This is a genomic window from Streptomyces sp. M-16 (assembly GCF_052114405.1).
Lineage (GTDB): Bacteria > Actinomycetota > Actinomycetes > Streptomycetales > Streptomycetaceae > Streptomyces.
Genome location: NZ_JBFRER010000013.1, coordinates 24,785 through 48,921, shown reverse-complemented (window position 1 = coordinate 48,921; position 24,137 = coordinate 24,785). Strand labels below are relative to the sequence as shown.

Sequence of the window (24,137 nt, the reverse complement as noted above, 5' to 3'; positions counted from 1 at the left end):
GGTCTCGGCCTAACCCCGGGTGAGCTTCTTGTAGGTGGCGCGGTGCGGACGCGTGGCGTCCGGGCCGAGCCGCTCGACCTTGTTCTTCTCGTAGGACTCGAAGTTGCCCTCGAACCAGAACCACTTCGAGTCGCCCTCGTACGCCAGGATGTGCGTGGCGACCCGGTCCAGGAACCAGCGGTCGTGGGAGACGACCACGGCCGCACCGGGGAACTCCAGCAGCGCGTTCTCCAGGGAGCCCAGGGTCTCGACGTCGAGGTCGTTGGTGGGCTCGTCGAGGAGCAGCAGGTTGCCGCCCTGCTTGAGGGTGAGCGCGAGGTTCAGGCGGTTGCGCTCACCGCCGGAGAGCACACCGGCCGGCTTCTGCTGGTCCGGGCCCTTGAAGCCGAAGGCGCTGACGTACGCGCGGGACGGCATCTCGACCTGGCCGACGTTGATGTAGTCCAGCTCGTCCGACACGACCGCCCAGAGGGACTTCTTCGGGTCGATGTTGGCGCGGCCCTGGTCCACGTACGAGATCTTGACGGTCTCGCCGACCTTGATCTCGCCGGAGTCCGGCGTCTCCAGGCCCTGGATCATCTTGAAGAGCGTGGTCTTGCCGGCGCCGTTCGGGCCGATGATGCCGACGATGCCGTTGCGCGGCAGCGTGAAGGACAGGTCGTCGATGAGGACCTTGTCACCGAACGCCTTGGAGAGGTTGTTGACCTCGACCACGATCGAGCCCAGACGCGGGCCCGGCGGGATCTGGATCTCCTCGAAGTCCAGCTTGCGCATCTTGTCGGCCTCGGCCGCCATCTCCTCGTAGCGAGCGAGACGGGCCTTGGACTTCGCCTGGCGGCCCTTGGCGTTGGAGCGGACCCACTCCAGCTCTTCCTTGAGGCGCTTGGCGCGCTTCTCGTCCTTCTTGCCCTCGACCTTGAGGCGCTCGGCCTTCTTCTCCAGGTAGGTGGAGTAGTTGCCCTCGTAGGGGTGCGCGCGGCCGCGGTCGAGTTCGAGGATCCACTCGGCGACGTTGTCGAGGAAGTAACGGTCGTGGGTGACGGCCACGACGGCGCCCTTGTACTGGGCGAGGTGCTGCTCCAGCCAGTTCACGGACTCGGCGTCGAGGTGGTTGGTGGGCTCGTCGAGGAGCAGCAGGTCGGGGGCCTCCAGCAGCAGCTTGCAGAGGGCCACGCGGCGCTTCTCACCACCGGAGAGGTTGGTGACCGGCCAGTCGCCGGGCGGGCAGCCCAGGGCGTCCATGGCCTGCTCCAGCTGGGCGTCGAGGTCCCACGCGTTGGCGTGGTCCAGGTCGTCCTGGAGCTTGCCCATCTCCTCCATCAGCTCGTCGGTGTAGTTCGTCGCCATTTCCTCGGCGATCGCGTTGAACCGGTTGAGCTTGGTCTTGATCGGGCCGACGCCGTCCTCGACGTTCTCCAGGACGGTCTTGCTCTCGTCGAGCTTGGGCTCCTGCATGAGGATGCCGACGGAGTAACCGGGCGACAGGAAGGCGTCACCGTTGGACGGCTGCTCGATGCCCGCCATGATCTTCAGGACGGTGGACTTGCCGGCGCCGTTCGGGCCGACGACGCCGATCTTCGCCCCCGGCAGGAAGTTCAGGAAGACGTCGTCGAGGATCACCTTGTCACCGTGCGCCTTGCGCGTCTTGCGCATGGTGTAGATGTACTCAGCCAAGAGAAACCGTCCGGCAGATCGATGGTGGGCAGATACACCCCATACTGCCGTACGTCCATCCCCCGGGGGAAACGCGTATGGTCAGCGGCCCCCGGGCCGGGGCGCCGCCCGGGGCCTATCTCACGCTCCGGTCACCACCGGTCGCCATCGGTGGATTCCGCCGACGCCGATGTGCCGGAGTGCCGCCGCCCCCGCCCGGTCGCGGGCCAGGATGCCCCTGGGGTGCCGGACCGACCCGGCATCGGCACCGGTCGAGGCGCGGGGGCGCCGTAGCGGTGGAGCGCAGGTGCTCCGGGGGGACGGGGAAGAGTGGACAACGCACTACTGGCGCTCGCCAGCGCGATCGTGGCGGTGACGGGCACCCTGCTCGCGCCGGTCCTGTCGCAGCGGATCACGGGCCGGGTACAGGCCGAACAGTTCGACCGCCAGGAACGGCTGGCGCGGGCCCAGTGGCAGCGGGAGCGGCGGGTGGCCGAGCGGGAGAGGCGGCGCGACTGCTACGTACACGCCAACGCCGGGTACCGCCGCTACCGGGTCGAGCTGATGAACCACCTGTGGGCCGTGCACCGGGACGAGGTCACCGACGAGGGGCGGGGGGCCCTGCAGGAGGCCCGGCACGCCATGCACTCCGCCTTCGCGGAGGCCCAGATGATCGCCTCCGACGCGGTCATGGCGGAGCTGGACACCCTGACCGGGGAGCTGGCGGGCGCGTACGCCCGGACGATGCGGCTGGAGCGGGGGCACCCGTCGCCGGGGTGGGGGTTCGACGAGATACTGGCCGCGCTGCTGGACCTGGGCGACGCCTGGCTACGGGCGCGGGCCGTGATGCGCACCGACCTCGGGGTGGAACCGGGTCCCGTGGTTCCGGACGACGCGGTGGACGGCGACGGCTCTGACGGCGACGCCCCGCGCGGCCCGGACGGACGGTCCGGGGAGGCGGGGGCGCCGTCCGCGGGCGGTCAGCGGGGGCGATAGACGGTCAGGGCGTCGGGGAGCGCGGCGAGCACGAGGGAGCCGGGCGCCTTGGCGTACTCGCCGTCGTAGGCGAGCGGGGTGCCCGGCGGGATGTCCTCGACGCGGAGACCGTGCCGGTGGGTGGCCACGTGGAGCGGGGAACGGCTCAGGGGGCCGGTGAAGGCCGCGGCCAGCAGGCGGGGGCCCGGCCGGCCTCCGCCGTGGACGAGCCGGAGGTCGAGGAGGCCCTCGCCGACACCGTCACGGCGCCGGGGCGTGGGGCCGGTGCCGTGGTAGGTGCCGTTGCCCGCGAAGAGCAGCCAGACGCTGCGGGGGCGTCCGGCCAGGGTGAGCCGGACGGGCCGCTCGGCCCGCAGCACCCGCCAGGCGGCGAGCACGGCGGCCGGGCCGCCGCCGATCCGCGGGGCCCAGCGCAGCCGGTGGCGCAGCAGCTCCGGGTAGGCGCCGATGCTGAAGTTGTTCAGGAAGTACCGCGTGCCACCGTCGCCGGACCCGTCCGTCGGGGTGATCCGGCCCACCGAGACCCGGACGGCATGGCCCTCGGCGATCGCCCGGCAGGTGTCCTCGGCGCCGCCGAGCCCGAGGTCGAGCGCGAAGTGGTTCAGGGTGCCGCCGGGGAACAGGGCGAGCGGCACCCCGGCGCGCAGGGCCGCCGTGGCCGCGGCGTTGACGGTGCCGTCACCCCCGCAGGCCCCCAGCACCTCGGCCCGGGCGGCGGCCGCGGCCAGCTCGGCCTCCAGCTCCTCACCGGCACATTCGACGATCTCCGCCTTGGGCAGCCGCTCGCGCAGCACGTCGAACCCCGCCGACCCGGCCGTGCCCGAGGCGGTGTTCACCACGACCGTGAGCCCCTCCCCGTCCGGCAGGGCGGGTACCCCGGGCGCGGGGCGCTCGTCGCCCGGTACGGCCCTCGCCCGCTCGGCCTCGCGCGCGAGGCGGCGTACGGCGAACGCCGCGGCCACCCCGAGCGCCGACCCGACCGCCACGTCGGAGGGGTAGTGCACCCCGGTGTAGACGCGCGAGAAGGCCACCGACGCGGCGACGGGGACCAGCACGGCCCCCCACCCCGGGGATTCGAGGGCCACACCGGCGGCGAAGGCGAAGGCCGAGGCGGAGTGCCCGGACGGGAACGAGGTGGTCCGCGGCGGCACGGCCGGCTGCCGCAGCACCGGAACCCCGTCCAGCACGGGCCGGGGCCTGCGCACCGACCACTTCCCGACGGTGTTGATCGTGGCCGAGGCCAGCGCCAGCGAGCCGATCCCGCGCAGCGCCGCCCTGCGGGCCCGGGGTGAGCCGAGGACGGTGATCGCCACGGCGGCCCCGCCCCACAGCACCCCGTGGTTGGCGGCCCGCCCGAGCCGCGGCAGCACCCGGTCGGCGCCCGGCCAGTGCCGCCGGGCCACCGCGTCGAACAGCCCCCGGTCCCACCGCGCGACCGTGCCCCGCCAGGTCAGTTCCTGATCAGCCATTGCCTGCGCCTACCCCGCGACGACGCTCAGGAATCAGCCTTCCGCTCCCTCCGACCCCCCTGCGTCCTCCTCTCCCTCCAACGGACGCTTGCGCAGCAGGAGGACCACCATGCCTCCCAGTACCACCAGTCCCACCGCGAGCGTGGCGATCACCGGCGTGGCGGCGGAGCTGCCGCTGGTGGCCAGCCGCTCGTCGTCCGGGGACTCGGGCGAGACCGTCGCGGACGCCTCGGCGCCCAGCACCTCCGAGGCGCCCGCCAGGGTGCCCACCGTCCCCGCCGGGCCCTGCGCCGACGGCTGTGCCCGCGGCCAGACGGCCGTGGCGGTGGCCGTCGCCGCGGCGTCGCTGGAGCCGGCCACGATCTGCGCCTCGGCCGGGATCCCGCTGGTGAAGACCCTCCCGACGGGCACCTTCGTGGAGCCCTGCACGACGACCGACGCCGTCCCGTCCGGGGTGCCCGCGGGCACCTCGAAGTAGAGCCGGCTCCCGTTGCCCGCGGAGTCCAGCGGCCGCCCCTCGGCGTCCACCACGCGCACCCCCATGGCCGCGGCCGCCGCGTCCGGGGTGACGGTCACGCTCTGCGCCCCCGTCCGGACCGTGACCGGCCCGAGCCGGCTGCCGGTCGGCCCCGACACCGGGCCGGACACCTGCCCGGGGTCCAGGTCCAAGGAGGCCGGGGGCTCCGGCAGCCGCCCCGCCTCCCGCTGGAGGTAGTCGGCCAGCCGCTCCGCCGCCGGGTCGGCCGCCTCGACCTGCGCCCCGTCGGCCAGCCGCCAGATGGCCACCTGGGTCCCCGCGGCGGCGCTCTCCACGGTCAGCGTCCCGGCCCCGGCCTCCTTCGCGAGCCCGGCCAGGTCGTTGTGCTGCGGATAGGAGTGCTCCAGGACCCAGCGGACCCGTCCGGCCTCGGCGTTCCCCGCCAGGGAGCTGCCGTTCCAGCCGCTCTCCGTGTACCGGGCCTGCGGCTGCGCCGAGCCCGTGATCCCGACCCCGTAGGTCTGGAGCATGCCGCCGCCGTCGACCCGCATCTCGTAGAGCCCGGCCTGGATCTGCCGGACCGAACCGTCCCCGGCGCGCAGGACCGCCTGCCCGTACGTCTTCAGCCCGTCCAGCACGGCGCTCGCGCCCTGCGCCGCCCGGCCGGCGGCCGGGTCGGGGTCCGTCGCGGCGCGGGCCCCGGGCCCGCCGGCGAGGGCGGCGGCGGTGAGCAGGGCGACCGCCAGGGGCCGCCGCACAGACCCCCGCGCCGGGCCCCCGGCCCCCGCGTCCGGATCCGGAACGGGCCGCGCGGGCCCCCCGGGAACAACTCCGGGATCCACGGGCCCGGCGGGAAGCGGAATCGCCGCGCGGGCCACGGCGACGGCCGGTGGCGCGGCGGACGCGGACGGTGATCCGCCCACGGGTGCGGACGGCGATCCGCACGCGGACGCGCGGGGATCGGGGGACGCAGAGGATGCAGAGGACGCGGGAACAGCAATCGACACAGTCTTCCCCTTCGGGCCAAAGACCCAGGTGCCCGTGAGTACCGGGGAATCCTAGCCTCCTCGAACACTCAGACCACCGCCGCCTTCTGAGGCCCCATCAGTGGCGTGTCCGTCTTGACCACCCGCCGGAACGCGGCAGTTCCGCGGTTGAGGTCGTGTCCGATGGCCACCGCGTCGATGTCGGCCGAGAACCACCGCACCCCGTCGCCGTCGGGTGGATCCTCCCGGACCCGCAACCGCCCGTGGACGACGAGGGGTTCCCCCACCGAGACGGAACTGGCCAGGTTCAGTGCCAGCACTCGTCGCGCCCAGACCGTGTAGAAGCTGGTCGCGGCATCCGTCCAGGTGTCCGTGCGCCGGTCGAAGTACCTCGGGGTCACCGCGAAGCGGAACCGTGCCGACGGGCCGGCCGGCGTCTCCTTGAAGTCGATCTGCGTCGCCACGTACCCCACCAGCGTCACCAGGGTGTCGTTCATCCCGGCAGCCCTCCCCACGTCGTACCCGTCCGGACCGTCCGCACGGGATACGACCATGCTGGCGCGGGGCCGCCGTCCCCGCTCGGGCCTGTGGACTACTGGCGGGTTGTGGACAACTTCGTCCCCCCTGCGGCGACGGTGGCGTACTGCTCGCGCACTTCGCGGTAGCGCAGCAGCTCCGCCGCCACCGGCTCCAGCACCCTGGCCCGCCCGCAGCCGGCCGCGGCCTGCCGCAGTTTGCGCTCGGCGTCCTGCCCGTAGCGGCGCGCGGGACCGCGGGCCGCGAGCGAGCACGCCCACTCCACGAGCGGCCCGCCGACGATCCCCGCCACCATGAACAGCACCGGCGGCAGCAGCTTCGGCTCCAGGACCCCGGCGATCTGTCCGACCAGCCAGAGCCCGCCGAAGATCTGCACCAGCGTCATGGCCGCCTGCGCCAGCACCGCCACGGGCCACCAGGTGGGCCGCGGAGGCCTGGCGGCGGGCACCGCGACGGCCGCACCCAGCGTGACCGCCAGTTCGTCGAGCGCCTCCGGCAGCCGTTCGGCGCCGCGTACGGCGGTCTCCCGTACGGCCTGGGCCCAGGGGTCGGGCAGCCCGACGACCGCTTCGTCCGCGACGGTCCGCACGGCCTGCTCCACCCGCTGCCGGGCGGTCACCTCCTGCTCGACCGGAGCCTGCTCGGAAGCCGCCGGGGTACGGCCGATCGCGGCGAGGGCGGCCAGGCCCGCCAGCGTGCGGGGGGCGCGCCGGCTCTCGTACCAGCGCCACAGCCGCAGCCAGGGCGTGCCGCAGGCCTTGCCGGCGTTGCGCCGCCAGGCCCGTTCGGCGGCGAGGCCGGCCGCGTAGGCCCCGACGGCCTCCGCGAGCCGGTCCTCGAACTCGGCGCGGGCGGCCTCGCCGATCTCGGGTCCGGCGTGCCCGTCGGCGACGTACAGGGGCCGCAGGCGTCCGGCGGCCCGGTCCACATCGGCGGAGATGCGGCGGGTCGCGGCGCCCTTCTCCTGGGTGAACTGTCCGAGCAGTTCGCGGAGTTCCCCGACCCCCTCACCCGTCAGGGCGGACACTCCGAGCACGGTGGCCCCCGGCTCGCCGTGTTCGCCGAGCGCGATGCCGTCGTCGTCCAGGAGCCGGCGCAGGTCGTCCAGGACGAGGTCGGCGGCCTCGCCGGGAAGCCGGTCCACCTGGTTCAGGACGACGAACGTCACTTCCGCGTGGCCGGCCAGCGGTCGCAGGTACCGCTCGTGCAGGACGGCGTCCGCGTACTTCTCCGGGTCCACCACCCACACCACGGCGTCGACCAGCGCCAGCACCCGGTCCACGTGGTCGCGGTGCGCGCCGACCGCCGAGTCCAGGTCGGGCAGGTCCACGAGGACCATCCCGCGCAGCGCCTCGGCCTCCGAGGTCTCCCGGGGCCTGCGCCGCAGCCGGCCCGGGATCTCCAGCCGGTCCAGCAGTCCCGCGGCCCCGTCGGACCAACTGCACGCGATCGGCGCGGCGGTGGTCGGGCGGCGCAGACCGGTCTCGGAGATCTGCACTCCGGCGAGTGAATTGAAGAGCGTGGACTTGCCGCTTCCGGTGGCTCCGGCGATGGCGACGACCGTGTGCTGCGGGGACAGGCCGCGTCGCGCGGCCGCCTCGTCCAGCACCCGGCCGGCCTCGGCGAGGGTCTTGCCGTCCAGCCGGGTCCGGGACAGCCCGACGAGCTGGCGCAGGGCGTCCAGGCGCAGTCGCAGGGCCCGCGCCTCGGGGCTGAGCGGCAGGGCGGGGGCCTTGCCGCCGTCGCTGCCGGCGCCGGAGACGGCCCGGACGAGGGCCTCGTCGCCCTCGCGCCGCTCCACGTCCGGCTCCTCGCCGAACATGTCGTCGAGGTGGTCGGGGTCGACGCCGTCGAGGCCACCGCGTTCCTCGCGCGGCCCCGACGCCCCCGGGGAACCGGACCGCGGTCCCCCTCCTCGCGCCCCCGCACCGCCCTTGCGGAGGCTCCGGTGGCGCGAGCGCGCGATGAAGCCGTCGTCCCAGCGGTCGTCGGTGCGGTCGCGGTCGGTCAGCGCGGTCACCGCGTCACCTCTCCTTCTGCAGTAGGGACAGTGCGGCGATCAGCTCGGCCTGCGGTTCCGGGGTCACTTCGAGCGCTTCCAGCGGGGCGATCCTGCGGTCGCGTTCGGCGCGCAGCACCTGGTCGAGGTGTTCGGCGACCAGTTCCCCGCCCCGGTCCCGCAGCCGTACGGCGGCCTGTACGCCGATCCGCTCGGCGAGCTTCTCCCCCGCCGGCCGGGCCCGCTTGCCGCCCAGGAGGGCGGCGACGAGGAGGGCGGCGACGGCGTCGGGGTCGGGCGCCGGCTGCCGGTCGAGCCGGGCGACCTCCTCCTCGGCCAGCTCCTCCAGGACGCGCCGCCAGCGCCGTACGGCCACGCCGATGCGTTCCGCCGCCTCGCGGTCGGGCGCGGGCAGCGTCACCGCCCCGGCCGCCGGCTCGCGCCGCCAGGCGGCGGCGATGCGTTCGTCGGCGGCGGCCACGGCGCACTGCAGGAGCGCGGCCAGCGATTCGGCGAGGGAGTCGAGCAGTTCGTCGGCACTGGTGTCGAGGGGGTAGCCGCGCCATCTGGTCAGCGCGTCCCCGGCGAGCACGGCGCCCCGGTCCAGGCGGTTGCGCACCCGCCGGCCCTCCTGCTTGTACGCGTCCTCGACGGCGGACGTCAGCCGTACGGCGGCGGCGTGCTGCGCGGCGACGGCGGAGGCGAGTTCCGGCATCCGGCGTCCCAGGGAGTCGAGGGCGCCCAGCGCGGTCCGCCCGACGGCGTACTGCCGGGCGGCCGGGTCCTGGACGTGGTGGGTGAGCCAGGCGAGCAGCGGCGCGACGGCGCTCGCCGGCAGCAGCCCGCCCCCGCCCGCCGACTCGGGCAGCTCCGGCACCGTGAACCGCGGTACGTCGCCCAGCCCGGCCCGGGTGAGCAGGGCCCCGTACTGCCGCGAGACCTCGGCGAGCACCTGGTGCGGGACCCGGTCCAGGACGATGACCAGGGTGGCCTTGTACTGCTTGGCGGTGCGCAGCATGTGCCAGGGGACGGCGTCCGCGTACCGCGAGGCGGTGGTGACCATGACCCAGACGTCGGCGGCGCAGATCAGCTGCGCGGCGAGCGTCCGGTTCTCGACCACGAGGGAGTCGACGTCGGGGGCGTCGAGGACGGCGAGCCCTCGCGGGAGGGTCGAGACGGTCTCGATCCTCAGTTCGCCCGTCACGGTCCGCTGGTTGGATCCGAGTGGAGAGTGCTTCTTGGGCGCGGGAAGCAGTTCGTCCTCGCCTTCGGGCGCCCAGACGCGCAGGAGGTCGGGCAGGATCCGCATCCCGGCGAACCAGTGATGATCATCCGGATGGCAGACGAGCACGGGGGTGCGTGTCGTCGGCCGGAGCACCCCGGCTTCACTCACCTGGCGTCCGACGAGGGAGTTGACGAGGGTGGACTTGCCGGCACCGGTGGACCCGCCGACGACGGCGAGCAGGGGCGCCTCGGGCGCCTTCAGCCGGGGTACGAGGTAGTCGTCGAGCTGCGCGAGCAGCTCGGCTCTGGTCTGGCGGGCGCGCGGGGCGCCGGGCAGGGGCAGCGGCAGACGCACGGACGCGACCCGGTCGCGCAGGGCGGACAGGGCATCGAGCAGCTGAGGCCGAACATCCAAGGTCACCACATGCGAAGAATGCCCAATTTGGGACCATTTTTGAAGCTTATACGCCCTCTGCGCGCCGACCGCCACCTCGACGGGACATCCTGGACACGGAGGACGAGTGGGACGCAGGCATAACGAGTGCACAACACCCAGGCCGACGCGGCGCAAAAGCGATGCGCGAATCGCACCTGCCTGCGATTATCGGGACCGCTTCACCGAACCTCCACATCGTGGCACGCGGGTGAAGCAACCGGGACAAGGCGACCGGAGCCCTATCCTTGACCCGGCACGGACCGCAGTCCCACCCCCACCAAGGGGCTCCAGGCCACCACGGTCACCTTCCGGCCCCCGTAGCTCAGTGGATAGAGCAGGCGCCTTCTAAGCGCTTGGCCGCAGGTTCGAGTCCTGCCGGGGGCACTCTCCGCACCACGACGGAAGCCCTCCCACCGGGAGGGCTTCCGTGTTTCCCGCGAAGGGGGGCCGTCCCGCCCGACGGGGGCGAGGGCGGGACGGGGATCGGGGGGCGGGGACAGGACGGGGCCGGGGCGGGGCAGGGCGGAGGCAGGGCCGGGACGAGCCGGGGCCGTCAGGCGGCCGGGGCGTCCTGCGGGGAGACTCCGAATGCCTTGACCGCTTGGTAGTAGGTCCAGGCCGTGCTGTCGCAGGAACCCTTCTTGACGCCCGAGTACTGCGAGCACACCCGCTTCAGGTCGGCATACAGGGCGTCGTCCAGCCGGGACTTGTTCGCCGGGAAGGAACCCGCCGCCTTGTAGTTGCGGTAGCCGAAGTCGTGGCGGGCGCAGGCCGTCTGGAACGGGAAGCCGAAGGGGTTGTCCGGGGAGGACGAGCAGTAGTCCGTGGACCAGTCGAAGCCGTACGCGGCCCAGTTGCCCTGGCTGCCGCGCGCCGCGACCCAGGCGTTGTAGCTGGACGCGCTGGTCTGCGTCCAACTCCCGAGGACCTGCGGCTTGTCCGCCGGGGCGGCCGACGCGGGCGTCGCGAGGGCGAGCAGACCCGCGGCCGCCGTGGCGGCGAGCAGGGGAGCGAGACGAAGACGCATGGCGTTCCTCCGGGCGGCGGGGGGAGTGGGGGAGAGAGCGGGCCGCCCCGTCAACTTCGCGGTGCGGCTTGTGGGTTCACTCTCGGAGCGCGGCATATCTGCGATCCCCAGCGCACCTATAACGAGGCCCCGCGGGTCCGGCGGGGCCGTTGGGTCCGGCGGGGCCGGCGGGCCGTTGGGTCCGGCGGGGCCGCCCTCGCCCGGTGTCCCGGGGGAAGGACCGTGGACCTACGCCGGCCGCCCGGACCGGCACTCAGGTATGACGGCGTATGCGACTTCAGGCAGAGTCACGATTCGTACTGCGGAGGGACGCGCAGACGGGCTTCGATCCGAACACTTATAGCTATGAACCGCCGTCCGCTCGTCATCGCCGCCGCCTTGGCGGGAGCCTTCGCCATCGCCGCGCTCGCCCTGCCGAACCTTCCGCCCAACCCGGTCACCAACACCCTCAACGACCGCTTCTTCAAGGAGAAGGGCAGGCACTTCGCCACCGCCGCCGACGCGCCCAAGCGCGGTGACCTGGCGTTCGTCCTGCCGAGCTGGATACCGAAGGACGCCACCGATGTCCGCGTACGGGTGCGCACCACCGGCGAGGACCGGCTGATCCGGTTCACCCTCGGCAAGACCCCGCTCGATGGTCCGCAGTGCGCCGTCAGCGCCCCGAAGAAAGCGGGCGGGCCCCATCTGAACGCCCGTTGGTGGCCCGGCGACACGCGCTCCGAGGAACGGCCCGAGTGCCGGGACCGGTACCAGTACCAGGTCGCCGTGCGCGGCAGGAAGGTCTACGCCTGGACCGACGGCACGCCCTCGCCGGGGGCGCGAATACCGGACGGACAGCCCTCCGTGGCACCGGCCTCGGCCGTGCCGGCCGGGCGCCGCTGACCCCGCCACCGTCCCGGCCGCTCCCCCGGGGCCGCCCGGCGGGGACGGGTCAGGGGGCGGTCGGGGCGGGGGCGGCGGCGGTGGCGCGGACGAAGGCCTCGGGGTTGTCCAGCATGATGTTGTGCCCGCAGTCCGGCACCGCGACGACGGCGACCCCGGCGGCCTCCAGGGCCTCGGCCCCGGCCAGGGAGCCGTCGGCCTCCGGGTAGAGGAAGGTGCGCGGGAGCTTCAGGTCCAGCAGGAGCTCGCGCATGGTGGGGGTGGTGCCCGCGGCGAGGTGCACCGCGCTGCGGTGCAGGGCGGTACGGTCGGCCAGCCGCATGGTCGACCACCAGTGCGCGCCCACCCGGTCGCGGACCTCGGCCCAGCCCCCCGCCAGGAACTCCTCCTCCGTGTAGGAGGCGATGCCGCTGCTGCCCGGTGCGCGGGGAACGGTCGGGACCGGGTCCAGGTTGGCGTCGACCAGCACGAGCCGGGAGACCAGCCGGGGGTGCCGGGCGGCGAGCACGATGGCCACCGCCCCGCCCATGCTGTGGCCGATCAGCTCGGCCCCCTCGACCCCGGCCTCGGTGAGGGCCCGCGCGACGGCGTCGGCGTGCGCCTCCAGGGTGTACGTGAACGCCTCGGGCCGGTCGCTGTGCCCGTGCCCCAGCATGTCGACCAGCAGCGAGCGCCGCCCGGCCAGCAACGGGTGCGCGGCGACGGCCGCGAAGTAGGCCGGCGAGGTGGCGCCGAGCCCGTGCAGGCAGACGCGGACCGGCCCCTCCCCGGCGAGTTCGACCCAGCGGATCCGGTCGCCTTCCGGCGTCACGACAGCACTGTGCACGGCGAGTTCCCCCTGGACTCGGAAAGATCAATACCGGACGAGGGTAGCCGGGCCCGCCATCTCCTCGTCTACCCTCATCGGGTGATCGAGTACGTGAACCAACTCGGCGAGGGCATACCCCGGACCGGCGCGCTCCCGGTGGGCGCCGCCGTGACCGTGTGGTCGCTGGACACCACGCGCGAGGTGGTCGGCGGCCACGACGTCGCCGGTGCCGTCGCGCTGCTGGACGCGTCCGAGCGGGACCGGCTCTCGCGGCTGCTGCGCGCGGGCGACCGCCGCAGCTACCTCGCGTCACACCTGGGGCTGCGCGTACTGCTCGGCGGTTACCTCGGGCTCCCGCCGGAGCGGGTCGCCCTGGTGCGGGAGGACTGCCCGTGCTGCGGCGGGCCGCACGGGCGCCCCGCCGTGGCCGGGGGCGCGCTGCACTTCTCGCTCTCGCACAGCGACGACATGGCGTACTTCGCCTTCGCGGGGGTACCGGTCGGCGTGGACATCGAGGGTCTGCCCGGAGCGGGAGCGGTGGACGACGTCCTGGGCACCCTGCATCCGGCGGAGACGGCCGAGCTCGCCGGCCTCCCGGTGGCGGACCGCCCGGCGGCCCTCGCGCGGGTGTGGTCCCGCAAGGAGGCCTACCTCAAGGCCACCGGCACGGGACTGGCACTCGGCGTGGCCGACCCGTACGTGGGCTCGGCGGCCACTCCGGCGCCGGTCCCGGGCTGGGCCCTGCGCGACCTCCCGGCACCGTCCGCCTTCGCGGCCGCCCTGGCCCTCCGCGCCCCCTGATCCACCCGAAGCCGCCGTACCGGCCGGTCCCGGCGCCCGGCCCCAGCCGCCGATCGGGCCCGCGGCACCCGGCCCACGGGGGTCCCCTCGGCGCTGAGGGGCCGAGGGGCCGAGGGGCCGAGGGGCCGAGGGGCCGAGGGGCCTGAGGGGCCGAGCGGCCGAGGGGCCGAGGGGCCGAGCGGCCGAGGGGCCTGAGGGGCCGAGGGGCCTGAGGGGCCGAGGGGCCGAGGGGCCGAGGGGCCGAGGGGCCGAGGGGCCTGAGGGGCCGAGCGGCCGAGGGGCCGAGGGGCCGAGCGGCCTGAGGGGCCGAGCGGCCGAGGGGCCGAGGGGCCGAGCGGCCGAGGGGCCGAGGGGCCTGAGGTGGAGCGGCCGAGGGGCCTGAGGTGGAGCGGCCTGAGGTGGAGGGGCGCGCGCGTACCGGACCCGTTCCGGGCCCCGGCCACGGCGTGGGCGGGCGCCGCTCGGACGGCAGGGCCTAGGGTCGGGCCATGGACATCCGCCGCGCCCGCAGCTGCTCCGAACTCGTGGCGGCCGAAGGACTCTTCGACGGTCCCGCCCGTGAGGACTGGGCCCGGCGTTTCCTCGCCGCGCCCGGTCACCTGATGCTCATCGCCTACGTCGAGGACGTGCCGGTCGGCATGGTCTCCGGCGTCGAGATGACCCACCCCGACAAGGGCACCGAGATGTGCCTCTACGAACTCTCCGTGGACGAGGCCCACCGGCGGCGCGGGATCGGCCGCGCCCTGACCCTGGCCCTCGCGGACGAGGCCAGGGCACGCGGCTGCTACGGCATGTGGGTGGGGGTCGATACCGACAACGGGCCGGCCCTGGCCACCTACGACTCGGCGGGCGCCGAGGACGAGGGCGTCTTCACGATGCGCGGCTGGGCGCTCGGCTAGCCCGCCGCGCCCCCCGCGGCGGCGTGTCGTGCGGCCAGTCGGCGCACCCTCCGCGCGCCGTCGCCGGTGCGGCCCGAGCATCGGCGGCATGACCGCCATGACCGCGCTCCTCCCGGCCGCCGCCCTCCTCGCGGCAGCCACCGTCCTGCCGCCGCACACCGCCGACGCCGCGCGTGCCACCGACGTCCCCACCGCCCCCTACGTCGTCGTCCTCAAGGACACCAGCTCCCGCGCCCCGGCCCGTGCGCTCGCCGCCGAGGTGGCGGAGGCGGGCGACCAGGTCTCGGCGGTCTACGACACCGCCCTCAACGGCTTCGCCGTACGCACCACCGCGGCCCGCGCCGCCGAGCTCGCCGCCGACCCGAGGGTGGCCTCCGTGGAGCCGGACGGGCTGTACCGGATCTCCGACGACCCGACGCCGCCCCCGCCCTCCGCTCCCGCGGTGCCCGCCCCTACCCCCGACCCCGCCCCCGCCCCCGCCGCCGCGGTCCCGGCACCCGCGGCACCCGCGGCACCCGCCGCCGCCGTGCAGCGCTCCGCGCCCTGGCCGTTGGACCGGATCGACCAGCGCGAGCTGCCGCTCGACGGCTCGTACACGTACGCCTCCCAGGGCCGGGGCGTCACCGTCTACGTGGTCGACACCGGAATCAACACCCTCCACCAGGAGTTCGGCGGACGCGCCCGCGCCGGCTACAACGCGGTGTTCCTGGAGGGCGCGTCCGACTGCAACGGCCACGGCACCCACGTCGCGGCGACCGTCGGCGGGGCTACGTACGGGGTGGCGAAGGGGGTCTCCCTCGTCGGGGTGAAGGTGGCCGACTGCCGGGGTGACGGGCGACTCTCGGCCATCCTGCGCGGCCTGGACTGGATGGTGAAGGACGCGGTCAAGAACGCGGCGAAGGGCCCGTTGGTGGCCAACATGAGCATGGGCGGCTCCCGTAGCCACGCCATGGACGCGGCCGTCATCCGCGCCGTGGCGTCCGGGATCACCTTCACCGTGGCCGCCGGGAACGAAGGCAAGGACGCCTGCGCCGGCTCCCCCTCCGGGGTCCCGCAGGCCCTCACCGTCGGCGCGACCGACGCCACCGACCGCCGCCCCGCGTTCTCCAACCACGGCCCCTGCGTGGACATCTCCGCGCCGGGCGTGTCCGTCGTCTCCGCCTGGAAGGGCTCCGCGACCGCCCTCGCCCGCGCTTCCGGCACCTCCATGGCCGCCCCGCACGTGGCGGGCGTGGCCGCGCTGATCCTGTCGGACAAGGGGGACGGCACTGCCGGGACCGGCGGCGCACCGGTCACGCCCGGCACCGTCGGCCTGCCCGGCGTGACCGGCATGCACCCGTCCCCCGAACAGGTGCGCCAGGCCCTGGTGCGCGCCGCTGTTCCGGACCGGATCACGAACCTCCCGGCCGGAACCGCGAACCTGCTCCTGCACGTCCCGACGGACCGCTGACCCCTCCCGCCCCGGGCGTACCCGCCACCGACCAGTCGGTATCCGATGTCCCATCAGACCGGGTCTGATGGGACATCAATGTCTGTGTGCTTCGGGCGAAAGCAAGCCATTGACTTCTCATGACCGCGACGCGTCAATGACGGCCATCCGCACCGGCTCAACCTCCTCCCCACAGCGGGTGGGGGGAGGGGTTTCGTCTGACGAAGGAGTCGCGACCCAGTGAGTACAACGTTCCGACGAAGAGTTCTGGCCGGGGCGGGCGCCCTTTCCCTGGCCCTGACGGGCGGTGTGGTGGCCCTCACGGGCACGGCGCAGGCCGCGACCAAGACCACTTCGGTCCCCGTGAAGTGCGTGGCCCCGGCGCCCCAGCCGGGCGCCAACGGCAACCAGGACTACACGATCACGCTGCCGGACACCGCGAAGGCCGGCCAGAGCGTCCCGATCACCATCGACCCCGGTGAGACCCCGGTCGTCCCGATGTTCACCATCGACACGGTCAACACGATCAAGGCGAAGCTGCTCGTCGGCGGGGTCGCCCAGACCGTCACCAGCGCGGCCGTCCCCAGCCACCAGGAAGCCGGCAAGAAGGCCGACCCGCCCGCCTTCAGCGGGAACATCACCGTCCCGGAGGGCACCGAGGGCACCACGGTCCAGATCACCATCGATCAGGTGATCACGGACGCCGACCTCGGCGGCACGGTCTACACGACGACCTGTACGCCGGATCCGCGTCCCAGCGCCTCCGTCGGCTCGGTGGCCGTCGAGGCCCTGCCCAAGGACCCGGTCACCACCAGGCTGACGCCCAACAGCGGCAAGGCGGGCACCGCCGTCACCGCCGCCGGCGCCAACTTCCCGGCCGGCGCGGTCACCTGTTCCGCCCTCCTCGCGGGCGCCGCGACCGGTGACACCGGTACCGGCACGGCGGACGCGACCGGCGCCGCCACCTGCGCCATCACGGTCACCAAGAAGGCCGACGCCATCAAGATCGACGGTTCGGTGCCCCCGGCCAAGCCCTTCGTGTTCGTCGAGGAGCAGGCGGGCGTGCAGAACCCGGTGGACGTCGAGGTGCTGCCCGGACCGCTGGCCCTCGGGCCGAAGGACGGCCAGCCGGCCGTCAGCTTCGGCGCGGTGACCATCAACGGCAAGGCCCAGTCGGTGTTCGGCGCGTTCAACGCCGCCACCGTCCAGGACTTCCGCGGCGGCAGCCTCGGCTGGGACGTGACGGCGACCCGTACGCCGTTCCTGAACCAGACGACCGGCCACTCGATGGCGAAGGCGCAGATCGGCATCCAGCCGTCCTGCACCGTGACCAACCCGGACAGCCCGAGCACCTGCACCGCCGGTGCGCCGGGCGCGATCACCGACACCCCGATGAAGGTCGCCTCCCAGGCGGCCGGCGGTGACGAGCTGACCGGCGGCGAGTTCGCCGTGGGCGGCGCGGCGATGCTGCAGCTGCCGCCGTTCATGTTCGCCGACACCTACCGGTCGGTCGTGACCTTCTCGATCGCCTGACCGGGCCCGGCCCCGGGGTGGTGCGGCGCCACGGCGTCGCACCACCCCTCTTCCCGTTCCGCGCCGTGACTGGAGAGACCCGCCCATGCGCCTGCGCACCCTCCCGCACGTCCTCCTCGCCGGACTGTGCGGGCTGCTGCTGCTCCCCGTCCTGTCCGCCGCCCCCGCCACGGCCGCGGACAACGGCACCTGGGGGGTGTTCCCCACGCCCGCCGCGGGCGCCGCGATGACCGACCGCGCGTACTTCTTCCACCAGGGCGCCGCCGGGGCCACCGTCAGCGACAGCGCCACGATCCTGAACTCCTCCGACAGGGAGCTGACCTTCCAGGTCTTCGCCACCGACGCCGTGAACACCCCGTCGGGGGGCGCCTTCGCGCTGCTGCCCGCCGAGACGAAGCCCAAGGACGTCGGCACCTGGATCGCGCTGGCACCGCAGGCGTCGGGCACCGTGACCGTGCCGCCGAAGGGCCGCGCCGACATCCCCTTCACCGTCAACGTCCCCCGGGACGCCACGCCGGGCGATCACGTCGGCGGGATCGTCGCGCTCAACACCGCCGTCGAGGGGGTACAGAAGGACGGCAAGGTACAGGTGGGGGTGAAGCGTTCGGTGGGGGCCCGGCTGTACTTCCGGGTACCGGGACCGCTGACCCCGGGGCTGAGCGTGGAGGACGTACGGGTCACCCGGGGGGCACCGCTGCTGCCGTGGGTGAAGGACGCCCGCGCCACGGTCTCGTACGCGCTGGTCAACCGGGGCAACGTGGTGGTGGGGCCGAAGGTGGCGGTGTCCGCGCGGGGACTGTTCGGGCGCCGGGTGCTGGACCGGCCGGCCCGGGAGCCGAAGCTGGTGCTGCTGCCGGGGCAGCGGGTGGAGATGACCGAACCGTGGCCGGAATCGCCCCAGTTGGACTGGGTGAGCGTCAAGGTGTCGGTGGGCGCGGCCGCCTACCCCGACCTCTCCTCCGAGTCCGCCACGGACTTCCTCGCGGTCCCCTGGACGGCGGCGGGAGCGGTCCTGGTGCTGGCGGGGGCCGGGACGGCCGTGCTGGTACTGCGCCGGCGGCGACGCCCGGATCCCCCACGGCCGCAACCCGCACGGGACTTGGCGCAGACGCGCTGACCGGCGAGGCCCCGGGCGGCCCAAGCAGTCCGGGCAGCCCGAGCGACCTGAGCTCCGGGCGGCCCGGCGGGCGAACGGCAGGACCCCCCGGCCGGTGAGGGTTGGCCAGGGGGTCCTGCTGTCCGGGGACGCGCCCGCCGACGACGGCGGCGGCCGGGGAACCGGAGGCCGCCGGGGAACCGGAGGCCGCCGGGCGTCACCGGCTGCCGGGCGTCAGTGGTTGCGGGGGAAGCCCAGGTCCACGCCGGCCGGGGCGTCGGCCGGGTCGGGCCAGCGGGTGGTGACGACCTTGCCGCGCGTGTAGAAGTGGATGCCGTCGTTGCCGTAGATGTGGTGGTCGCCGAAGAGCGAGTCCTTCCAGCCACCGAAGGAGTGGTAGCCCACCGGCACCGGGATCGGCACGTTCACGCCGACCATGCCCGCCTCGATCTCCAGCTGGAAGCGGCGGGCGGCGCCGCCGTCGCGGGTGAAGATCGCGGTGCCGTTGCCGAACGGCGAGGCGTTGATGAGCGCCACGCCCTCCTCGTAGGTCTCGGTGCGCAGCACGCACAGCACCGGGCCGAAGATCTCGTCGCGGTAGGCGTCGGAGTCGGTCTTGACGTTGTCCAGGAGGGACAGGCCGATCCAGTGGCCGTTCTCGTTGCCCTCGACCGTGTAGCCGGTGCCGTCGAGGACGACGTCGGCGCCCTGGGCCGCGGCGCCCTTGACGTAGGAGGCGACCTTGTCGCGGTGGGCGGCGGTGATCAGCGGGCCCATCTCGGACGTCGGGTCGTTGCCGGGGCCGATCTTGATCTTCTCGGCGCGCTCGCGGATCTTCTCGACGAGCTCGTCCGCGATGGAGCCGACGGCGACGACCGCGGAGATCGCCATGCAGCGCTCGCCGGCCGAACCGTAGGCCGCGGAGACGGCCGCGTCGGCGGCGGCGTCCAGGTCCGCGTCCGGGAGCACCAGCATGTGGTTCTTGGCGCCGCCCAGCGCCTGGACGCGCTTGCCGTTGGCCGAGGCGGTGGTGTGGATGTGGCGGGCGATCGGGGTCGAGCCGACGAAGGACACGGCGGAGATGCCCGGGTGCGCGAGGAGCGCGTCGACGGCCACCTTGTCGCCGTGGACGACGTTCAGGACGCCCGCGGGCAGACCGGCCTCGGTCATCAGCTCGGCCAGCTTGTTGGCGGCCGACGGGTCCTTCTCGCTGGGCTTGAGGATGAAGGTGTTTCCGCAGGCCACGGCCAGCGGGAACATCCACATCGGGACCATCGCCGGGAAGTTGAAGGGCGTGATGCCCGCGACGACGCCCAGCGGCTGGCGGATCGAGGAGACGTCCACCCGGTTGGAGACGGAGGTGGACAGCTCGCCCTTGAGCTGGGTGGTGATCCCGCAGGCCAGCTCGACGATCTCCAGGCCGCGGGCGACCTCGCCCAGCGCGTCCGAGTGCACCTTGCCGTGCTCGGCGGTGATCAGTTCGGCGATGGCGTCGCGGTTGGCGTCCAGCAGGGCGCGGTAGGCGAACAGCACCTTGGTGCGGGCGGCCAGCGAGGACTGGCCCCAGGACAGGAACGCCTCCTGGGCGACCCGTACCGCGGCGTCGACCTCCTCGGCGGAGGCGAGGGCGACCTGCGTGGTGACCTCGCCGGTGGCCGGGTCGGTGACCGGGCCGTAGTTGCCCGACGCGCCCTCGACGGTCTTGCCACCGATCCAGTGGTTGACGGTCTTCATGCTTGCTCCTTCACAGATGGCGACGTCGCTGCGCGGCTTGCCGGTCGTACTCGTCACGGGCCAGGGCCGCCGACGCACGGGTCGCGGTCTCGGCCACAGGAACATCCCACCACGCCTGTGCCGGGGGTGGGCCCGACACAGTGTCGGGTGTTCGGGTCTGTGCGTAGACACATGTGGGACGGTCCGCCGCACGCGCTTCGGAGAGGGCTTTTCGCAGGTCACCGATGGTGCGGGTACGGATGGTGGCCATCCCCAGGGAGGCCGCGTTCGCGGCGAGGTCCACCGGGAGGGGGGCGCCGTCGTACGCGCCGTCGGGCCCCCGGAAGCGGTACGCCGTGCCGAAGCCCTCGCCGCCCACGGCCCCCGACAGGCCGCCGATGGAGGCGAAGCCGTGGTTGTCGAGGATCACCACCTTGACCGGGACGCCCTCCTGCACGGCGGTGACGAGTTCGGTGGGGTTCATCAGGTACGTCCCGTCGCCGACCAGGGCCCACACCGGGCGGCCGGGCGCGGCGAGGGCGGTGCCGAGGGCGGCGGGGATCTCGTAGCCCATGCAGGAGTAGCCGTACTCGACGTGGTACTGGTCGGCGGAGCGGGCCCGCCAGAGTCTGTGCAGGTCTCCGGGGAGCGAGCCGGCGGCGTTGACCAGGATGTCGGTGCCGTCCACGAGCGCGTCGAGGAGGCCGAGGACCTGGGCCTGGGTGGGCGGCAGGTCCTCCCCGTCGGCGGGTACGGCGTACGCGGCGTCCACGCGGGCCTCCCACCCGGCCTTGGCCGCGGTGTACGCGGCCTCGTACGCGGGCGCGACCCGGTACCCGGAGACCGCGTCGAGCAGCTCCGCCAGCCCCTCGCGGGCGTCCGCCACCAGCGGCAGGGCGGCGAGCTTGTGGGCGTCGTACGGGTCGAGGTTGAGGCCGAGGAAGCGGACGGCCGGATTCTGGAAGAGGGTCGAGGAGGCGGTCGTGAAGTCGGTGAGCCGGGTCCCGGCGGCGATGACCAGGTCGGCCTCCCGGGCCAGCGCGTCGGCGGTGGCCGTCCCGGTGTGGCCGACGCCGCCCACCTCGGCGGGGTGGTCGTACGGGAGGACCCCCTTGCCCGCCTGCGTGGTGGCGACCGGGATCCCGGTGGCCTCCGCGAGGGCGGCGAGCGCCGCCCCGGCGGCGGCGTGCCGGATGCCGCCGCCGGCGACGATCAGGGGGCGCGCGGAGCCCCGTACCGCCTCGGCGGCGGCGGCCAGCTCGTGCCGGTCGGGGCGCGGGCGGCGCACGGTCCACACCCGCTCGGCGAAGAACTCCTCGGGCCAGTCGTGGGCCTCGGCCTGCACGTCCTGCGGCAGCGCGAGGGTGACGGCCCCGGTCTGCACGGGGTCGGTGAGCACCCGCATCGCCTGGAGGGCGGCCGGGACCAGGGCCTCGGGGCGGGTGATCCGGTCGAAGTGGCGCGAGACGGGTCGCAGGGTGTCGTTGACGGAGACGTCGCCGGCGTAGGGGACTTCGAGCTGCTGGAGCACCGGATCCGCGGGCCGGGTCGCGAAGGTGTCGCCGGGCAGCAGGAGCACCGGGATCCGGTTGATCGTGGCGAGGGCGGCGCCGGTGACGAGGTTGGTCGCGCCGGGCCCGATGGAGGTGGTAACGGCGTGCGCGGAGAGCCGGCCGCTCTGGCGGGCGTAGCCGACGGCGGCATGCACCATGGCCTGCTCGTTGCGCCCCTGGAGGAAGGGCATGGCCTGCGGGCCGCTCTCCAGCAGGGCCTGCCCGATCCCGGCCACGTTGCCGTGCCCGAAGATCCCCCAGGTGGCGGCGATCAGCCGGTGGCGCCGGCCGTCGCGCTCGGTGTACTGGCCGGCCAGGAAGCGGACCAGGGCCTGGGCGGTGGTGAGCCTCACGCGTCGTCCTCCGTGCGGGGGAAGGGGAGCCGGGGGTCGACGGCCAGGCCGGGCCAGGTGCCGCGGATCCAGCCGTGGTCGGGGTGGTCCCGGATCAGCCATTCCCGCGTGGCGTCCGGCCCGGCCATCACGTTCAGGTAGTACATGTCGTGGCCGGGCGCGGCGATGGAGGGGCCGTGCCAGCCGTCCGGGACGAGGACGGTGTCGCCCGTCCGCACCTCGGCGAGGACGTCGGTCCGCCCGGCCGGGGAGGGGCTCACGCGCTGGTAGCCGACGCCGGGGACGCCGTTGTGAGGGGCGATCTCGAAGTAGTAGATCTCCTCCAGGCGGGACTCCTCGCCGGGGTGGTGCTCGTCGTGCTTGTGGGGCGGGTACGAGGACCAGTTCCCGCCGGGGGTGAGCACCTCGACGGCGATGAGCCGGTCGCAGGGGAACACGTCGGCGGCGGCGAAGTTGTGGACCTGCCGGGAGCAGGTGCCGGCGCCGCGCAGCTCCACGGGTACGGCCCCGGCGGCCCCGTACCGGGCCGGCAGCCGCCGCTCGCAGCGGGCCCCCACGAGCGCGAACCGGCCGCCGCGCGCCGAGGTGAGGTCCGCGTGGCCGTCGCGGGGCAGGTACGCGAAGTCGCTCGGGCCGTCGAACACCCCGCTCCTGCCGCCGAGCCGGAAGACCCGCGTCCCGCTCCCGGCGGCCCCGCCCGGCCCGCCGGAAAGCCGACCCGCGCCGTGCCCGGGAACCGGCCCGGGAGGCCGGTCCGGGAACGGCTCTGGGTCCGGCTCGGGCTCGGGGTCCGGCCCGGGAGGCCGGTCCGGAAACGGCTCCGGATCCGGCTCCGGATCCGGCTCGGGCTCGGGATCCGGCCCGGGACGCCCGTCCGGAAACGGCTCCGGATCCGGCTCCGGGTCCGGCTCGGGCTCGGGATCCGGCCCGGGACGCCCGTCCGGGAACGGCTCCGGATCGGGCTCCGGGTCCGGATCCACCCCGGGCCCCAGCCCTGGCCGCCCGTCCGGGAACGGCTCCGGATCGGGCTCCGGGTCCGGAGCCGTTCCGGGGGCAAGCCCGGGGGACCCTTCCCGGGCCGGGCCGGGGTCTCGTGCCGGGGCCGCGCCGGGACGCCCGTCCGGGCCCGGGGAAGCCTCCGCGCAGCGGACCTCGCAGCCGCCCGCGAGGGGGAGGACGATCCACTCCGCGTCCCCGCACGCGAAGGCGTACGTCTCCCCCGGCGCGAGTGCCAGCACCCGCAGCCGGGTGAACTCCATGACCGACTCAGACACCACCGGCACGGCCCAGCACCTCCTCCACCTCGTCCGGGAACGGCATCGCCGACGAGCACGCCAGCCGGGAGGCCACGATCGCGCCGGCCGCGTTCGCGTGGCGCAGCACCCGTTCCAGGTCCCAGCCGGCCAGCAGTCCGTGGCACAGCGCGCCCCCGAACGCGTCCCCGGCGCCCAGCCCGTTGACCACCGTCACCGGCACCGGCGGCACCTCCACCACCGTCCCGTCCCGGTGCACGGCCAGCACGCCCTCCGGCCCGCGTTTGACCACGGCCAGTTCCACCCCGGCGGCGAGCAGCGCCCGCGCGGCCGGGTACGGCTCGTCCCGGCCGGTGGCCACCGCGCACTCCTCGGTGTTGCCGACGGCGACGGTCGCCAGGGCGAGGGCCCGCTCGTACCAGGGCCCCGGCGGTTCCTCCCAGAGCATGGGCCGCCAGTCCAGGTCGAAGACGGTCGTCCCGGACTTCGAGCGGGCCTCCAGCGCGCCGAGGGTGGCGCTGCGGCTGGGCTCCGCGCTGAGTCCGGTGCCCGTCATCCAGAAGACCCGGGCCGCGCGCACCGCCTCCCGGTCCACCTCGTCCGCTTCGATCTCCAGGTCGGGGGCCTTGGGGAGCCGGTAGAAGTAGAGCGGGAAGCGGTCCGGCGGGAAGACCTCGCAGAAGGTGACGGGCGTCGGGTACCGCTCGACCTCGCCCACCCACCGGTCGTCGACGCCGAAGCCGCGCAGCTCGGCGCGCAGGTACGCCCCGAAGGGGTCGGCCCCGGTCCGGGTGATCACGGCCGTGCGGCGGCCCAGCCGGGCCGCGGCGACGGCGACGTTCGTGGGCGAGCCGCCGAGGAACCTGCCGAAGGTGTCGGCCTCGCCGAGCGGTACACCGGTCTTGAGCGGGTAGAGATCCACCCCGATCCGTCCCATGGTGATCAGGTCGTACGCGGACCCGTCCGCGCCGTTCACAGCCGACACTCCCGCGACTCCTGCCACTTGCGCCGC

Annotated in this window: 18 protein-coding genes, 1 tRNA gene and 1 pseudogene; 8 read left to right on the top strand and 12 right to left on the bottom strand. The window is 74.4% G+C overall.

Translation table 11 applies throughout. The features are described 5' to 3' along the window. Nucleotides 1-9: 9 nt before the first annotated feature. A complete protein-coding gene (gene ettA, locus AB4039_RS08870; protein ID WP_266839082.1) occupies nt 10-1,674 on the bottom strand; it encodes an energy-dependent translational throttle protein EttA in 1,665 nt (554 codons plus the stop codon). Between the two features lie 309 nt (nt 1,675-1,983). Between ettA and AB4039_RS08865 the strand changes: the two genes are divergently transcribed. Further along, nucleotides 1,984-2,649, top strand: a complete 666-nt coding sequence (locus AB4039_RS08865) for a hypothetical protein (RefSeq protein ID WP_266839084.1) — start codon at nt 1,984-1,986, stop codon at nt 2,647-2,649. Here AB4039_RS08865 and AB4039_RS08860 read toward each other — a convergent pair. The 5 genes from AB4039_RS08860 to AB4039_RS08840 all read right to left on the bottom strand — a co-directional run bounded on the left by AB4039_RS08860 (nt 2,634) and on the right by AB4039_RS08840 (nt 9,757). Further along, nucleotides 2,634-4,118, bottom strand: a complete 1,485-nt coding sequence (locus tag AB4039_RS08860; RefSeq protein WP_266839086.1) for a bifunctional phosphatase PAP2/diacylglycerol kinase family protein — start codon at nt 4,116-4,118, stop codon at nt 2,634-2,636. The two genes, AB4039_RS08865 and AB4039_RS08860, sit on opposite strands and share 16 nt — an antisense overlap. A 33-nt stretch (nt 4,119-4,151) precedes the next feature. After that, the gene (locus AB4039_RS08855; RefSeq protein WP_442270438.1) at nt 4,152-5,354 is read right to left on the bottom strand and encodes a TQXA domain-containing protein; all 1,203 of its coding nucleotides are present in this window, start codon (nt 5,352-5,354) and stop codon (nt 4,152-4,154) included. 317 nt (nt 5,355-5,671) lie between these two features. After that, nucleotides 5,672-6,079 carry a single-stranded DNA-binding protein gene (locus AB4039_RS08850; RefSeq protein WP_266839090.1) on the bottom strand — a complete coding sequence of 136 codons (408 nt, stop codon included), beginning with the start codon at nt 6,077-6,079 and terminating at the stop codon, nt 5,672-5,674. Between the two features lie 95 nt (nt 6,080-6,174). Next, nucleotides 6,175-8,139, bottom strand: a complete 1,965-nt coding sequence (locus AB4039_RS08845; protein ID WP_266839092.1) for a GTPase — start codon at nt 8,137-8,139, stop codon at nt 6,175-6,177. Between the two features lie 4 nt (nt 8,140-8,143). Next, on the bottom strand, nt 8,144-9,757 hold the full coding sequence (locus AB4039_RS08840; protein ID WP_442270437.1) for a dynamin family protein: 1,614 nt from the start codon (nt 9,755-9,757) through the stop codon (nt 8,144-8,146). 332 nt (nt 9,758-10,089) lie between these two features. On the opposite strand from AB4039_RS08840, the gene AB4039_RS08835 reads away from it, so the two are divergent. Then, nucleotides 10,090-10,162, top strand: a tRNA-Arg gene (locus tag AB4039_RS08835). 169 nt (nt 10,163-10,331) lie between these two features. Here the strand turns inward: AB4039_RS08835 and AB4039_RS08830 are convergent. Then, complete coding sequence (locus AB4039_RS08830) at nt 10,332-10,805, bottom strand: phospholipase (RefSeq protein WP_266839095.1); 474 nt, start codon at nt 10,803-10,805, stop codon at nt 10,332-10,334. Between the two features lie 345 nt (nt 10,806-11,150). Here AB4039_RS08830 and AB4039_RS08825 point away from each other — a divergent pair, with 345 nt between their 5' ends. Then, the gene (locus tag AB4039_RS08825; RefSeq protein WP_442270436.1) at nt 11,151-11,687 is read left to right on the top strand and encodes a hypothetical protein; all 537 of its coding nucleotides are present in this window, start codon (nt 11,151-11,153) and stop codon (nt 11,685-11,687) included. 49 nt (nt 11,688-11,736) lie between these two features. Here the strand turns inward: AB4039_RS08825 and AB4039_RS08820 are convergent, their stop codons facing one another. Continuing rightward, nucleotides 11,737-12,513, bottom strand: coding sequence for an alpha/beta fold hydrolase (locus AB4039_RS08820; protein ID WP_442270435.1), 777 nt, complete (start codon nt 12,511-12,513; stop codon nt 11,737-11,739). Nucleotides 12,514-12,594: 81 nt separating this feature from the next. Here AB4039_RS08820 and AB4039_RS08815 point away from each other — a divergent pair, with 81 nt between their 5' ends. The 5 genes from AB4039_RS08815 to AB4039_RS08795 all read left to right on the top strand — a co-directional run bounded on the left by AB4039_RS08815 (nt 12,595) and on the right by AB4039_RS08795 (nt 18,274). After that, nucleotides 12,595-13,296 (top strand): 4'-phosphopantetheinyl transferase superfamily protein, encoded by a 702-nt coding sequence (locus tag AB4039_RS08815; protein WP_266839101.1) that lies wholly within the window; start codon nt 12,595-12,597, stop codon nt 13,294-13,296. Nucleotides 13,297-13,784: 488 nt separating this feature from the next. Beyond that, a complete protein-coding gene (locus AB4039_RS08810) occupies nt 13,785-14,195 on the top strand; it encodes a GNAT family N-acetyltransferase (protein ID WP_266839103.1) in 411 nt (136 codons plus the stop codon). Between the two features lie 88 nt (nt 14,196-14,283). Then, entirely contained in the window at nt 14,284-15,645 is a 1,362-nt protein-coding gene (locus AB4039_RS08805; RefSeq protein ID WP_442270434.1) for a S8 family peptidase, read from the top strand. Nucleotides 15,646-15,864: 219 nt separating this feature from the next. Next, nucleotides 15,865-17,157, top strand: coding sequence for a hypothetical protein (locus AB4039_RS08800; RefSeq protein WP_442270433.1), 1,293 nt, complete (start codon nt 15,865-15,867; stop codon nt 17,155-17,157). 85 nt (nt 17,158-17,242) lie between these two features. Continuing rightward, entirely contained in the window at nt 17,243-18,274 is a 1,032-nt protein-coding gene (locus tag AB4039_RS08795) for a WxL protein peptidoglycan domain-containing protein (RefSeq protein WP_442270432.1), read from the top strand. A gap of 213 nt (nt 18,275-18,487) precedes the next feature. Here AB4039_RS08795 and AB4039_RS08790 read toward each other — a convergent pair whose 3' ends face one another. The 4 genes and pseudogenes from AB4039_RS08790 to iolC all read right to left on the bottom strand — a co-directional run bounded on the left by AB4039_RS08790 (nt 18,488) and on the right by iolC (nt 24,110). Next, entirely contained in the window at nt 18,488-19,987 is a 1,500-nt protein-coding gene (locus tag AB4039_RS08790; RefSeq protein ID WP_266839111.1) for a CoA-acylating methylmalonate-semialdehyde dehydrogenase, read from the bottom strand. Nucleotides 19,988-19,997: 10 nt separating this feature from the next. Then, nucleotides 19,998-21,974 carry a 3D-(3,5/4)-trihydroxycyclohexane-1,2-dione acylhydrolase (decyclizing) gene (iolD, locus tag AB4039_RS08785; RefSeq protein WP_442270431.1) on the bottom strand — a complete coding sequence of 659 codons (1,977 nt, stop codon included), beginning with the start codon at nt 21,972-21,974 and terminating at the stop codon, nt 19,998-20,000. Then, a pseudogene (gene iolB, locus AB4039_RS08780) lies at nt 21,869-22,543 on the bottom strand (5-deoxy-glucuronate isomerase); the annotation flags it as partial. The pseudogene iolB and the gene iolD, both read right to left, overlap by 106 nt. A 595-nt stretch (nt 22,544-23,138) precedes the next feature. After that, complete coding sequence (iolC, locus tag AB4039_RS08775; RefSeq protein ID WP_442270430.1) at nt 23,139-24,110, bottom strand: 5-dehydro-2-deoxygluconokinase; 972 nt, start codon at nt 24,108-24,110, stop codon at nt 23,139-23,141. Between the last annotated feature and the right edge of the window lie 27 nt (nt 24,111-24,137).